13 protein-coding genes are annotated in these 13,631 nt (G+C 63.7%); 9 read left to right on the top strand and 4 right to left on the bottom strand.

Annotated features, from left to right (window positions below; all coding sequences use genetic code 11):
• The first annotated feature begins 78 nt into the window (after nt 1–78).
• The 6 genes from mihF (at nt 79) to AAGW05_RS09960 (ending at nt 6,199) form a co-directional block, all read left to right on the top strand.
• Nucleotides 79–399 carry an integration host factor, actinobacterial type gene (gene mihF / locus AAGW05_RS09985; RefSeq protein ID WP_411804367.1) on the top strand — a complete coding sequence of 107 codons (321 nt, stop codon included), beginning with the start codon at nt 79–81 and terminating at the stop codon, nt 397–399.
• The gene (gene gmk, locus AAGW05_RS09980; RefSeq protein ID WP_411804366.1) at nt 396–1,010 is read left to right on the top strand and encodes a guanylate kinase; all 615 of its coding nucleotides are present in this window, start codon (nt 396–398) and stop codon (nt 1,008–1,010) included. Before mihF ends, gmk begins: the two co-directional genes overlap by 4 nt.
• A gap of 66 nt (nt 1,011–1,076) precedes the next feature.
• Nucleotides 1,077–1,334: a DNA-directed RNA polymerase subunit omega gene (gene rpoZ, locus AAGW05_RS09975; RefSeq protein ID WP_044575390.1), complete on the top strand. Its 258-nt coding sequence runs from the start codon at nt 1,077–1,079 to the stop codon at nt 1,332–1,334.
• A gap of 29 nt (nt 1,335–1,363) precedes the next feature.
• Nucleotides 1,364–2,659: a bifunctional phosphopantothenoylcysteine decarboxylase/phosphopantothenate synthase gene (locus AAGW05_RS09970; RefSeq protein ID WP_411804490.1), complete on the top strand. Its 1,296-nt coding sequence runs from the start codon at nt 1,364–1,366 to the stop codon at nt 2,657–2,659.
• A gap of 85 nt (nt 2,660–2,744) precedes the next feature.
• Nucleotides 2,745–3,947, top strand: coding sequence for a methionine adenosyltransferase (gene metK, locus AAGW05_RS09965; RefSeq protein ID WP_411804365.1), 1,203 nt, complete (start codon nt 2,745–2,747; stop codon nt 3,945–3,947).
• Nucleotides 3,948–4,081: 134 nt separating this feature from the next.
• Nucleotides 4,082–6,199, top strand: coding sequence for a primosomal protein N' (locus AAGW05_RS09960; RefSeq protein WP_411804364.1), 2,118 nt, complete (start codon nt 4,082–4,084; stop codon nt 6,197–6,199).
• Between the two features lie 141 nt (nt 6,200–6,340).
• Here the strand turns inward: AAGW05_RS09960 and AAGW05_RS09955 are convergent, their stop codons facing one another.
• The 3 genes from AAGW05_RS09955 to AAGW05_RS09945 are packed head-to-tail and all read right to left on the bottom strand — an operon-like array spanning nt 6,341 to nt 9,223.
• On the bottom strand, nt 6,341–7,426 hold the full coding sequence (locus AAGW05_RS09955) for a glycosyltransferase family 4 protein (protein ID WP_411804489.1): 1,086 nt from the start codon (nt 7,424–7,426) through the stop codon (nt 6,341–6,343).
• 32 nt (nt 7,427–7,458) lie between these two features.
• Complete coding sequence (locus tag AAGW05_RS09950; protein ID WP_411804363.1) at nt 7,459–8,388, bottom strand: alpha/beta fold hydrolase; 930 nt, start codon at nt 8,386–8,388, stop codon at nt 7,459–7,461.
• A 1-nt stretch (nt 8,389) separates the two neighbouring features.
• On the bottom strand, nt 8,390–9,223 hold the full coding sequence (locus AAGW05_RS09945) for an aldo/keto reductase (RefSeq protein WP_411804362.1): 834 nt from the start codon (nt 9,221–9,223) through the stop codon (nt 8,390–8,392).
• A 153-nt stretch (nt 9,224–9,376) separates the two neighbouring features.
• Between AAGW05_RS09945 and AAGW05_RS09940 the strand changes: the two genes are divergently transcribed.
• Nucleotides 9,377–10,195 carry an NYN domain-containing protein gene (locus AAGW05_RS09940; protein WP_411804361.1) on the top strand — a complete coding sequence of 273 codons (819 nt, stop codon included), beginning with the start codon at nt 9,377–9,379 and terminating at the stop codon, nt 10,193–10,195.
• 102 nt (nt 10,196–10,297) lie between these two features.
• Nucleotides 10,298–10,693 carry a hypothetical protein gene (locus AAGW05_RS09935; protein WP_411804360.1) on the top strand — a complete coding sequence of 132 codons (396 nt, stop codon included), beginning with the start codon at nt 10,298–10,300 and terminating at the stop codon, nt 10,691–10,693.
• 4 nt (nt 10,694–10,697) lie between these two features.
• Here the strand turns inward: AAGW05_RS09935 and AAGW05_RS09930 are convergent, their stop codons facing one another.
• Complete coding sequence (locus tag AAGW05_RS09930; protein WP_411804359.1) at nt 10,698–11,636, bottom strand: sugar-binding transcriptional regulator; 939 nt, start codon at nt 11,634–11,636, stop codon at nt 10,698–10,700.
• A 191-nt stretch (nt 11,637–11,827) separates the two neighbouring features.
• On the opposite strand from AAGW05_RS09930, the gene AAGW05_RS09925 reads away from it, so the two are divergent.
• Nucleotides 11,828–13,600, top strand: coding sequence for a glycerol-3-phosphate dehydrogenase/oxidase (locus tag AAGW05_RS09925; protein WP_411804358.1), 1,773 nt, complete (start codon nt 11,828–11,830; stop codon nt 13,598–13,600).
• Nucleotides 13,601–13,631: the final 31 nt, after the last annotated feature.

Raw genomic sequence — 13,631 nt, 5'->3', positions numbered from 1 at the left:
CCCGGTGCGGATAAGTTCGATGAATCACTGTAGTCGAACCCCGCACCGGGGACAGTCATTTTTAGGGGAGTCTTTTTCGTGAATTTGCCGCAGTTGTCCCATCAGGAACGCGCAGACGCACGCATCAAGGCCATTGCGGCACGGGCCGTCAGGTCCCAGGCAAAACAGAACCTCAAATCAGGGCAGGCAAGTGTGGCTGACGTGCTTGAGGCGGCAGCCGGTGAACCTGCACTGGACAGACTTAAAGTGTGTGAATTATTGGAAGCCCTCCCGGGCATTGGAAAGGTACGTGCAACTGTGATCATGAGCGAGCTGGGGATTGCCCCAACCCGCAGGGTGCGTGGCCTTGGCGTGCACCAGCGCCGGGCCTTGGTGGACTACCTGGGGGCCAGATCATGAACACTGTTCCTGTACCCGGTGAGAACACCACCCGCACCAAGGCCCGCAGCGGGGTAACCGTCCTGGCGGGCCCCACCGCCGTCGGCAAGGGCACGGTCTCAACCTTCATCCGGGACAACTACCCCGATGTGTGGCTCTCGGTGTCGGCAACGACACGCACGGCACGTCCGGGCGAGGACGAAGGGGTCCACTACTTCTTCAAGACGGCCGAAGAGTTCGATGCGCTCGTTCAGGACGGCGGCCTGCTGGAGTGGGCGGTTGTCCACGGCGTCAACCGCTACGGCACCCTTCGAAGCACGGTTCAGGCCGCGGTTGCCGCCGGCAAGTCGGTGCTGCTGGAAATTGACCTGCAGGGCGCCCGGCAGGTCAAGGAGGCCATGCCGGAGGCGGATTTTGTCTTCCTGGCACCGCCAAGCTGGGACGAATTGGTCCGCCGTTTGGTGGGACGCGGCACAGAAAGCGCCCAGGAACAGCAGCGACGGCTGGAAACGGCTAAACTGGAACTTGCTGCCGCGCCGGAATTTGATTACGTCATTGTCAATGACGATGTAAGCCGTGCTGCAGCCGCGCTGGTTGACCTGATGGGGCTCACACCCCACCACATTGTTTGATCAGACTTTTTGGTTCCACCATTGTTTGATCTGCAAGACACCCTTTCGAATTTTTTGGAGAAGTAATTGACTACACAACCCGAAGGCATCATCAATCCCTCAATCGATTCGCTGCTTGAGGCAGCAGACTCGAAGTACGGACTGGTCATCTTTGGTGCCAAGCGCGCACGCCAGATCAACGCCTACTACGCACAGCTCCACGAGGGCCTGTTCGAGTACGTCGGCCCCCTGGTCGACACGAAGCTGAACGAGAAATCACTCTCAATCGCCTTCCGTGAAATCGACGAGGGCCTGCTGGTCTCCACGCCGGTCGAAACCGCGTAACTGAATTAAGCACACACACGGTGTCGAGCCTGAACATAGTCCTGGGGGTGGGCGGAGGAATCGCCGCCTACAAGTCCGCGTTGCTGCTGCGCCTCTTCACGGAGGCAGGCCACGCTGTCACAGTCATACCCACCGACGCGTCCACGAAATTTGTGGGCGTTGCCACGTGGGAGGCGCTGAGCGGACGGCCCGTCACGAACAATGTTTTCGACTCCGTGGACCAGGTCAACCATGTCCGGATCGGGCATGAGGCCGACCTGATCGTTGTGGCCCCGGCAACTGCGGACCTTTTGGCCAAGGCTGCCGGCGGCCACGCCAACGATCTTCTAACCACCACCTTGTTGATGGCGCGCGGCCCGGTGCTGTTCGCCCCCGCCATGCACACGGAAATGTGGCAGCATGCCTCAACCGTGGCAAACGTGGCCCTGCTGCGTTCGCGTGGGGTCCATGTCCTTGACCCGGCTGTCGGCCGTTTGACGGGCCCCGACACCGGCCCCGGCCGCCTGCCTGAACCTGAGGCGATCTTCGCCGCGGCCATGGCCCTTGTCGATGGCTCTTGCGCCGTGACGCACGACGCCGGGTCCCCGGCCCCCGCTGCCACCCCGGCTTCCGCCGTTCCCGCAGCATCCGGCCCCCTGGCCGGCAAGCGTGTGCTCATCACTGCCGGGGGCACCCGCGAACCCCTTGATCCCGTGCGCTACCTTGGCAACAAGTCATCGGGCAAACAGGGTGTGGCACTGGCCGAAGCGGCCCTTGCCGCCGGCGCGGCCGTCACCCTGATCCACGCACCGATGGAGGTGCCCGCACCCGCAGGCGCCACAATCCAGCGGATTGAAACTGCCCTCGAACTGCGTGCGGCAACCCTTGCGGCTGCGGCAACGGCCGACGTCGTCATCATGGCGGCAGCCGTCGCTGATTTCCGCCCCTCCACCATCTCCACGGGCAAGATCAAAAAACGTGATGACACCGCCGATCCCGTCATCGCCCTTGTGCGCAACCCCGACATCCTCGTCGAGGTCGTGGCCCACAGGGCGGCGAGGAACCAGGTGCAGCTGATCGTTGGCTTTGCCGCGGAGACCGGTGACGACCGGGCAGACGCACGCAGCTACGCCCGGGAAAAACTTGTCCGCAAGGGCTGTGACCTCCTGGTCGTGAACGAGGTGGGTCCGGGGGAGTCCGGTTCCGAGCGGGTCTTCGGCCAGGACAACAACCAGGTTGAGATCCTCGCCCTTGACGGTGCCGGCCCCGTGCAGGCTGCCGGCAGCAAGCGTGAGGTGGCGGACGCCGTCGTGCTTCTCCTGGCGCAGCGCCTGGCAGCACGGTAGCCCACCACGGTGATGATCCCCTCCTGTGTGACATTCCACGACCGGCGTCCCCTTAGCGCAATTCAAACCCAAGTAGAGTAGACCAGTGACTTCAGCAAACCCCCTGCGCCTCTTCACCTCCGAATCGGTGACGGCAGGCCACCCAGACAAAATTTGTGACCAGATCAGCGACGCCATCCTTGACGCGCTGCTGGCCGAAGACCCCGATTCCCGGGTGGCCGTGGAAACCATGGCGACCACGGGGCTCGTTCACGTGGCCGGCGAGGTGACAACGAACGCTTACGTTGAGATCCCGGCGATCGTGCGCAACACGATCCTTGACATCGGCTACGACTCTTCGGCCAATGGCTTTGACGGGGCGCGCTGTGGCGTGTCTGTCTCCATCGGCCAGCAGTCGCAGGACATTTCCGACGGCGTGTTCAACGCACTTGAGGTCCGCGAGGGCACCGCCGTTGACAAGTACGACACCCAGGGCGCAGGGGACCAGGGTCTCATGTTCGGGTACGCGAGCGACGAGACCGCGTCCTACATGCCGACCCCCATCTTCCTGGCCCACAGGCTTTCCGAACGCCTCACGAATGTGCGCAAGGACGGCCTGCTCTCTTACCTGCGCCCCGACGGCAAGACCCAGGTGACCATCGGGTACGACGGCGAAAAGCCCGTGTCCGTGGACACCGTTGTCATCTCCAGCCAGCACGCCGAAGGCACCTCACTTGACCAGCTGCGCGCGGACCTGCAGGAATTTGTGATCGCACCTGTCATGGAGGCTTCGGGCCTGGATGTTTCTGCCATCAAGACCTACCTGAACCCCGCAGGCCCGTTTGTTGTCGGCGGCCCCGTGGGCGACGCCGGCCTGACAGGGCGCAAGATCATCGTCGACACCTACGGCGGCATGGCCCGCCACGGCGGCGGCGCGTTCTCCGGCAAGGACCCGTCAAAGGTTGACCGTTCGGCCGCCTACGCCATGCGCTGGGTTGCCAAGAACGTTGTGGCGGCAGGCCTGGCCTCCCGCGCCGAAGTCCAGGTCGGCTACGCCATCGGTGTTGCCCGCCCTGTCGGGGTATACGTTGAGACGTTCGGCACCGAGACCGTCGACCCGCGCCGCATCGAGGCCGCGATTGCAGCGATCTTCGACCTGCGCCCCATGGCGATCATCGACAGCCTTGACCTCAAGCGTCCCATTTACGCCAAGACCGCCGCCCACGGCCACTTTGGCCGTGACGACGCCGACTTCACGTGGGAAAACCTGGACCGCGTCGACGCGCTGAAGGCCTTCTTCAACGCCTAAGGGTTTTTGGACCACGGTTTGTCCACAACTGAGCACAGCCTGCCGACAACTTTGTCAGTGGGCTGTGCTTAGCTGGTTTTAAGGCTCCCTTTTGGACCCGCCGCATTCATCCATACTTCAGTCAGGAGGACTTCATGGACGACGATCTCAGCCACGGCGTGCAGTTGAGCCTCCTTGGCGGCTTTGTGGCCAAGAAACGCGTGGCCGACCCCCACAGCGGTGTTGTCCTGGCCCCCAACCTTCCCGTCGCCCAGGTGGTGATCGACTCGCCCCTGCCGCATCTGGACCGGATCTTTGATTACTCCGTGCCTCTGGAGCTCGACGGCGATGCGCAGCCTGGTGTGCGGGTGCGGGTGAAATTCTCGGGCCAGGACCTGAACGGTTTCATCGTGGCGCGTGTGGCCGAGTCCGAGAGTGCGCGCCTGGTTCCGCTGGCCCGCGTGTACTCCGCCGTTCCCGTCCTTGCGCCGCAAGTGCTTGAACTCGCCCGCAAGGTTGCCGCGCGTTATTGCGGCACTGTGGCCGACGTGCTGCGCGTCGCCGTGCCGCCGCGGGTCGCCAGCCTGGATAAGGTGTTTCTCCAGCAGGCGGGGGAGCGCGCGAGCCTGTCCGCCATGGCTGATGCCCCCCTTGACGCCGAACCGCCCGCCACACCGGGACACTCCCTCTTCGCTGATTTCCCGCATGCCGAGGACTTCCTCACGCGACTTGCCATGGGGGACAGCCCCAAGGCAGTCCTTGGCTCGCTGGCGGGTTACGGCGCACACTCCTGGCATCACCAGCTGGCCCAAGTCGTGGCTTATTGCCAGATTTCAGGCCGTGGCGCCATTGTGGTGGTGCCTGATCTGCGGGACCTTGAACTCCTTGAGCAGGCCTTCGCCTCCGTGTTGCCGGTTGAGAGTTTCGTGAAGCTGACCGCCGACGACGGCCCCAACCTGCGCTACGCCAACTTTCTGCGCGTCCTCTCGGGCGATGTGCGGATTGTCATTGGCACCCGTTCGGCCGCCTACGCCCCGGTGGCGGACCTGGGCCTCGTATGCTGCTGGGACGACGGCGACGAACTGCACGTTGAGCGCCGCGCGCCCTACCAGCACAGCCGCGACGTCCTGCTGCTGCGCTCGGAGGTCGAGGATGCCGCAGTCCTCATGGCGGGGCACAGCCGCAGCAGCGAATCGCAGCGCCTTGTTGCCACGGGATGGGCCCAGGAACTTCTCGCGGGGCGTCCGGAGGTGCGCAAAGGGAGCGCCCGGGTGGTCAGCACCTCCGATTCCTACGAAACGGAGCGCGACCCGGCGGCCGCCATGGCCCGGCTCCCGCACAGGGCGTGGGAAACCGCCAAGGCCGCCTTGAAGTTCGGACCCGTCCTTGTGCAGGTTGCGCGCACGGGCTACGCTCCGGCGCTAGCCTGCCAACGGTGCCGGGAGGTGGCACGGTGCCGGCACTGTGCGGGGCCTTTGATGCAGACGCGGTCCCCGGGTTCGTCATCGAATATGGTGACCTGCAAATGGTGCGGCAAGGCGGAGACCGCCTTCAGCTGCAACACCTGCGGCAACCACGAGCTGCGCGCCATAGCCGTGGGGGCGCTGCGAACTGCCGAGGAACTCGGGCGGGCGTTCCCCTCCGTCCCGGTGATTTCATCCTCGGGTGACCACATCAAGACAACGGTGCCCGACAGGCCCGCCATCGTGGTGGCGACGATCGGGGCTGAACCTGTCGCGCCCAACGGCTACGCGGCGGCATTGCTTCTGGACGGTGATTCCATGCTGCGCCGGGAATCCCTGCGTGCCGGCGAGGAAACACTGCGGCGCTGGATGAATGCCGCAGCACTCGTCCGTCCCGCCAAGGACGGTGGGATTGTCGTTGTCACGGCCGAGGAATCCGTTGAAGTCGGTGCCTTGGTGCGATGGGACCCTGCCGGACATGCCGAACGTGAATTTGCGCTGCGCCACGAACTGGGGCTGCCCCCTGCCGTCCGGCTTGCGTCGCTGACAGGCAGCGAAGCCGACGTTGAGGCGTTCCAAGCCGCCCTGAAACTGCCCGCTGAGGTGCGCAGCATCGGTCCCGCGCCGGTGCTTGTGGGGCGTGGCGGAGACAGCGGTGATGACGCACCTGACTACAGGACCATCCTGCTCTTCCCGTACCCCATGGCGGCGGCCGTGACAGCCACCATCCGTGCACTGAAGGCCGCGAATGCGGCGCGCAGGGTCGGTTCCCCCGTTCAGGTTCGGTGCGACGGGCTCGACGTACTCTAAGCCCACCTTCCGTCGCCGAGTCAGCGGGTAAGCATCGAGTCAGCGGATAATAACCCGCTGACTCGACGTTGACCCGCTAACTGAATCGCGCATCGGGTCCATGTCCGGCATGGCACACAGCGCGAAGGTGGCGGACCCACCCTAGATGCGGTACCGGCTCCGCAGCTCCTGCGCGATGGACACAAGCTCCTGGGCCGAGGAATCCCAACTGAACGTTGCCGCCTGGGCGACCGACGCCGTCGAGCTGGCAGCCCATTTTTCAGGATCGGCCAGGGCGTGGACGGCTGCCGCAAAGTCAGACGGCGAATCGGCCGGCACATAGTGCGCGGCGGAACCGCCCACTTCCTTAAAGATCTCGGTGTCGGCCACCACCACGGGGGTCCCGAGCGCCATGGCCTCGACCAGCGGCAGGCCGTAGCCCTCGGCCTTGCTGAGGGTGACAAGAGCCGTTGTGCGCAGGAGCAGCTCATCGTACTCGGCGTCGGTGACCCCGTTGTGGAACACCACCGTTGCACCTGCCGGCACGAGGGCCTCTAGTTCCGTGCGCCGTTCCGCGGAGATGCGGCTGAGCAGGTTCAGCGTGAAGTCGGGCAGCCCGGCCATGCCGCGGATCAAGGTTTCCACGTTCTTGTAGGGCATGAACGAGCCCATGTACGTGAGCGACTTCTCCGGCGCCACAGCGGGATCGCGCGGTGTGCGTTCGCCCTGCGGCGCATTGCCAATGATCCTGACGGGCCGCTTGGTCAGCGCGTGCTTGCGCATCAGGCCCAGGGTGGTTTCGCTGATCGTCGCCACCACGTTTGCCCGGTTCAGCAGCACCCGCTGCGGCCAGTACGCCTTGTGGTAGAGGCGCCACAGGATGCGGACGGGGGCAGGCAAAAAGCCGGGGGGAGCGGGGTGCTCGTAGTAAATAAGGTCGTGCAGGGTCAGCACCAGCGGGTATTTCCGCCCCCAGCTGCCCATGGTCTGCATGGGGCAAAACACCAGGTCGGCGCCCAGCTTGTTCACATGGCGGGCCACGAAAAGCTCTAGTGGGGACAGTGGAGAGTTGATCTTCACCCAGGGAAGATCCGGCAGCAGGGCAAGCTGCCGCTCGTCGTGGATGAGCATCGTCACGTCGGCGTAAGGTGCGAGGGCGGCCATGAGGGACGCGCCGTAGCGGCTGATGCCGTCGTGGTGGTCCATGCGGGTGAACCGGGCGTCCATGACGATTTTTGGCTTGCCCATGGCAGTTGGCTTGCTCGCAGCGGTTGGGTAGCTCACAGTGCGGGGTGCCTTTCAAGGAAGTCGGTGATGGCGGCCGCGGCAGGCCCGGGCGTTTCGTAGTGGATCAGGTGTCCGACGTTCTCGATGACAACCAGTTCGCCATCGGGCAGCAGGTCAAGGAGTGTGTGCTGGTGGGGGAGTGGTGCGATTTCATCCCTGTCACCGGCAATTAGCAAGGTGGGCAGCGTGAGCTTGCCGGCGACCTCGCGGACCGTGCCGCTGACCGAGGCCCGGAATGCTTCAAGGAGCATGTCCCTGTTGGCGAAGCCGCTGAAGTAGGCATGGTGCTGGCCGTGGATGAACGCCAGCAGCGCCTTGTCCCGGGTTTTCGCCATCGTCACACTCATGACGTGCACTATCAGTTTGCTGCGGAGCAGAGCGAAGCCCAGGGATTCGGGCAGCTTTGCCGCAGCCCAATAGTAGAACACGGCAAGCTTGGTCATGATGCCCTTGGTCCCGTCCAAGGCGGGGGAGGCGATCGGGTTGACAAGGATCAACGGATACACCCTGCCCGGGTTGGCCGCCACAAAATGGCTGACCACTAGGGAACCGAACGAATGCCCCAGCAGGACGGTCTGCGGGCCAAGGGAGAGAGCGTCAAGGAAGCCCGCGAGGAATTCCGCGTATCCGGTGATGCCGTGCATTCCGGGGGCAAGCGCCGGTGAGGTGCCAAAGCCGGGCAGGTCGGCCATGATGATCCGGTCATCGGGAAGGAGCTCGACGACCCGTTCCAGGCCGTGGTGGTCGCCGCGGAATCCATGAACCATCACAATGGTGCGCGTGGCAGTTCCGCCGTCCGCCGGGGCATACTCCCAGAAGTGCACGGGCGTTCCGTTGACGTCAAGACGGTGGGCACTCTCGCGCCCGGTGAGGTTCACCGCCAGCGGCGGGGTGTCCGGCGTCGTGCTTCTCTTCAGCGCCATGCTAATTAACGGCACTGGGGCTTGAACCGGAGCGGCGGCCATTGTCCATCGAGGCAATGAGGCCCATCTCGGCGTCGGTCAAAACAAAGTCAAAGACTGAAAGGTTCTCGCGGACCCGCTGCGCCGAGCTGGCCTTGGGGATCACCAGGTGCCCCGACTGAACATGCCACCGCACAACGATTTGGGCCACCGATCGGCCATGCCCTGCGGCCAGGGCCACCAGGATGGGATCATCAAGGATCGCGCCACGGGCCAGCGGGCTCCAGGCCTGGGTGGTAATGCCCAACTCGGCATGCAGGGCACGCAATGGGGTTTGCGCCAGCCACGGGTGAAGCTCCACCTGGTTCACGGCAGGGACAACCTCGCAGACGTCGAGGAGTTGAGTAAGGTGTTCGGGCTCAAAGTTGCTCACGCCGATGGCCCGCACGCGTCCCTCCCGGTACAGGGTTTCAAGGGCCTTGTACGTGGGGATGAACAGCCCGCGCTCGGGGCAGGGCCAGTGGATGAGGTACATGTCCAGGTAGTCAAGGCCAAGCTGTTCCATGCTGGCATCGAAGGCCGCCAGGGTTGAGTCGTAGCCCTGCTCGGTGTTCCATACTTTTGAGGTGACAAACAGCTCGTCGCGGGGCATGCCGCCGGCGACAGCCTGGTTTACCGCCGCCCCGACACCGGCCTCATTCGCGTACAGAGCCGCGGTGTCGATGGTCCGGTATCCGATGTCAATCGCCGTCGAGACCAGGTCTGCACAGTCCTCCGCCGGGACCTTGTAGACGCCGAAGCCGAGCTGGTCGATGCTGACGCCGTTGTTGAGCGTGTGTTTGGGGGAACGATGCATACCCATGACTTTACCCAGTGCAGGCAGCGGCAACATCATTGGTGCAGTTCCTGAGCCGCGCATGCAGGGCCCCGGCGTGGGTACCACTTGACCCATGAGCGCGATTATTGGACCACTCTAGAGAAAGCCCCGGCAAACTGGCACACTGTGCCCATGATTCATCCATTGGGTACTCAGGATCCACCGGCTGGCGGCGGGAGCCGTTCGGCCATGTTCGTTGATTTTGACAATGTCTATTCCCGGCTGAGGCAGGTTGATCCTGCCGTGGCCGAGCGGTTTGCCCGGGAACCGGTTGAGTGGCTCAAGGCAGTGTCCAATGCCGATGCGCCCGCTGCAGGGGGCACCCGGCGTTTCCTGATGAGGAATTGCTACCTGAACCCCGAGGTGTTTTCGCCCTATCGAAAATACTGGGCGCGTGCCGGGTTCCGCGTCATGGACTGCCCCTCTCTGACGATGCACCGCAAGAGCAGCGCCGACATCCACCTGGTTCTTGACGCCATGGACGTTCTGCTGGGAGACGTGCGAATTGATGAGTTCTTCATAGCGTCGCCAGATGCCGACTTCACTGCCCTGGTGCAGCGCCTGCGTGCCAAGGACCGCCGGACAACCCTCATTGTCACAGGTGCCGTCGCCTCGGCGTACAGCGAAATGGCCGACGCCGTGATTCACTCCCTTGATGCCCTGAAGTCCCTGGGTGGGGGCGCCCGCGAATACGCGGCGCTGGTCGAGTTGCCCACCAGGGTCCCCGCGAAGGCTGACCCGGTGACACCGCCGGCAGTGGCGGCCGCCGCCACAATCACCGGCCCCGCGGCAGACGCCGTCCGGGCATTGGTCCGCCATGCCCCTGGGCCACTTCACGCGTCCGCTGTTGCCGGTCTTGCTGCGTCAAAGGAACCTGCCCTGGTGAACGGTTGGGCAGGCCGAAAGAAGTTTGGGGTCTGGGTGGCTCAGATCGGCGGGCACATCGGCTAAGCACCCAAGGCTTCTCCCGGCTGGGTGTGGGATTCACGCCGGTTCTCGGTGCAAGATCTTGGCCCCAAGCCCTCCACGTCAGCGGTTACAAATCCGCCTGCGATGACCTTCGAGCAACGCATTTCCCAAGCCGCGGCCGTCCCCTGCCTGTCCATGGCGCAGTACCGCCGGATCTTCCTTTCCCTCGCTGTGCGGTCCCACTCGTCATCGAATGCCGGTGAGCTGGCAAAACTTGTCAGGGATGACTGTGTGGCTGGCGGAACCCCGGCGCCGCGGGCCAAGATCAGTCTTGTTGTTCGTGGGCTCAAGATCGCAGGGAATCCGCTCGATGGACAGTCCCCGGCAACCACATTGGCTGCCGTGTGGGTGAAACATGTTCAGGAATCGTGCCACAGCGCTGGAGTGGTGTTGGAGGAGCGGGAGACCAAGGAACTGCAGCAGTGGGTGAGCGGTGGGCTGTGGGGAAGCGGCCCAGCCAAAAAGTTGGCGATCGCCTGAGGGTTCAGATGCCGTCAAGGCTGCTGAGGAAGCCAAAAATCGGGTCAGTGGCATGGCTGTCCTGCTCCACCAGTTCACGCGCCGTCGTCTCATCTAAAATCAGGTCGGTGACGAGCCCGGCAGCGAGTGCCCCACGCAGTCCGGTGATCTTCGTACGTCCGGAAACAACACAAATACGACGCCGGACCTTGCGCAGGCTCTCCAGGCTGGGTCCGCTGGAGCGTGAGTTGAGCGCAATGCCCTCATCGCTCCCATCCGAACGGAAGAACACCGTTGCCACGTCCCCGGCCACACCGCTGGCCTCAAGCGCGTCAAGGTCCGTGGAGTCAAGGTAGCCGCCGGAGTAGACATGGCTGGGGATTTCGGCGTCCATTGAGCCCACGCCGAAGATCGCGATGGTCATGCGTTCCTGCAAGTCAAGGATGCGGCGAACACTGCGTTCCTGCCACATCAGGGCCTTGGTTTCTGCATGGTCGAAGAAGGCCGGGACGGGAAACTGTTCAACCTTGGCGCCGTAGGCCGTTCCGAAGCGCCTGATGATCTCCGAGGCGTAGGTGATGCCCGAGGTCTGGGTGTTGCCGGCACCGTTGAGCTGGACGATCGTGGTGCTGTGCGTTGTCTTGCGGGTCAGATGGCGGCTCACGGTGCTCACCGTTGAACCCCAGGCGACGCCGATGACCGCGTTGGAGTCAACCAAGGGCCCGATGGTCCTGGCGGCCTGCATGCTGACCCGCTCGAGCACCTCCATCTCATTGAGCGTGTCGGAAATAGGAACCACGTGCACCTCCACCCGGTAGCGATTGCGGATGAGACGTTCAAGTTCGGGGGCGCGGTCGGAGGGGGTCTTGATCTGGATCTGCACGAGCCCGGTTTCCCTCGCTGTCGCAAGCAGCCTGGAAACGGTGGATCGGGACGTTCTAAGCTCGCGTGCGATGGCGTCCATGGTTTGGTCCTGCAAGTAGTACATTTGTGCAGCCCTGAGGGCATCTTGCTGTTTTGTCCGCTTCGATGACACGGTATCCCAGCCCTTTCTGCACGTTCGTGCAATGCTGTTGACTATATTTTCCGTTTATTCAAACAATAATGGGAACAGGCGCTCAGTGCGCGCAACAACGGGACTCGAATGAGGTCGATGTGAGAATCCTAGGCAACGCCGGCAAGAACGAAGATTCCAAGGATGCGACACCGGTGGTGCGTGCCCAGGTGGAGTCCCTTAAGGAGCGCCCGCATGCCCGCGTTTTGATCATTGGCGGCGGCATCAACGGCGTCGGAACGTTCCGCGACCTTGCCCTGCAGGGCATCGATGTTGCCCTGGTTGAACGTGGAGATTACTGCCAGGGTGCCTCGGGTGCGTCCTCGCACATGATCCACGGTGGCATCCGCTACCTGGAAAACGGCGAGTTCCGCCTCGTGCGGGAATCGGTGGTTGAGCGCAACGGGCTGCTGAAGATCGCACCGCACTATGTCAAGCCGCTGCAGACAACCATCCCGATCTTCAGCACCTTCTCGGGCATTCTCAGCGCCCCCATCCGCTTCCTGACCCACAAGCAGGGCAAGCCGCAGGAACGCGGGGCGTTCCTGATCAAGGTTGGCCTGACGTTATACGATGCCTTCTCACGTGACGGCGGCACAGTTCCCCGCCACGACTTCAAGGGCCGCAAGAAGGCCTTGGCCGAACTTCCCCAGTTGCACCCGGGCATCAAGTACGCCGCAACCTACTATGACGCCTCGGTGCACAACCCCGAGCGCCTGACCCTGGACGTGCTCCAGGATGGTGAGAAGGCCGGGGCGACCGCCACAGAGACCAGGGCCCGCGCCACCAACTATGTTGCGGCAACCGCGGTCAAGGATGACGGCGTCGAGCTCACCGACCAGCTCACGGGCGAAACTTTTACGTTCACCGCCGACGTCATCATCAACACCACAGGCGCCTGGGTCGACATGACCAACTCGGCCATGGGTGCTGCCACCAAGTTCATGGGCGGCACCAAGGGCTCGCACATCGTCTTTGACCACCCGGGCTTGCTGGCTGCCTGCAACGGCCGCGAGATCTTCTTCGAACACACCGACGGCCGCATCGTACTGATCTACCCCATGGGTGATCGGGTTCTTGTCGGCACCACGGACGTCGACGCCGACATGACCGCGGATGCCGTTTGCACCGAGGAGGAGATCGACTACTTCTTCGATCTCATCGGGCATGTCTTCCCCAACGTCCTCGTCACCAGGGACGAGATCGTCTACAGCTTCGCCGGTGTGCGCCCGCTGCCGCGCCACGACGAAACCGCTCCCGGTTTCGTCTCCCGCGACTACCGCATCGAGCGTTCGGACCGCACCATCGCCGGCGCCTCCGTTCCCGTGCTCAGCCTGGTCGGCGGAAAGTGGACGACCTTCCGTGCCCTGTCCGAGCACATGACCAACGACGTCCTGGCCATCCTGGGTGAGACGCGCAAAACATCGACGGCCAAACTCCCCATTGGCGGGGGCGTGAACTTCCCGGACACCAGCGCAGGCATTGAAGCCTGGATCGCCTCCCACACGGGCGATTCGGTGGATGCAGCCCGGTCGGGGACGTTGTTGACCCGCTATGGCACCCGCGCCGAGGACGTCCTGGCCTACCTGAAGGAAGGCGAGGACACCGTGTTCGACTCGACCGATGAACTCAGTGACCGCGAGGTTGCCTTCATGGTGGAGAACGAGCAGGTCGGACATCTCATCGACGTCATGATCCGCCGCACCTCACTGGCCTTCCGTGGACTTGTCACCAGCGAACTACTGGCCGAGACCGCGGCCGCACTTGCGGGGCCGCTGGGCTGGAACGAGGCGAAGGTTGCTGAAGAAATCAGCCACGCCGTGTATGTCCTGGACCATTTCCACGGAGTCCAGGTACAAAGCTTGATTGCCTAGCCCTTCGGGGCAATGGGGGCTCAAGAGGGCC

It is taken from the genome of Arthrobacter sp. LAPM80, from assembly GCF_046736435.1.
Lineage (GTDB): Bacteria > Actinomycetota > Actinomycetes > Actinomycetales > Micrococcaceae > Specibacter.
The sequence above is the reverse complement of the archived record's forward strand: the minus strand, read 5'-3'. Positions and strand labels throughout refer to the sequence as shown.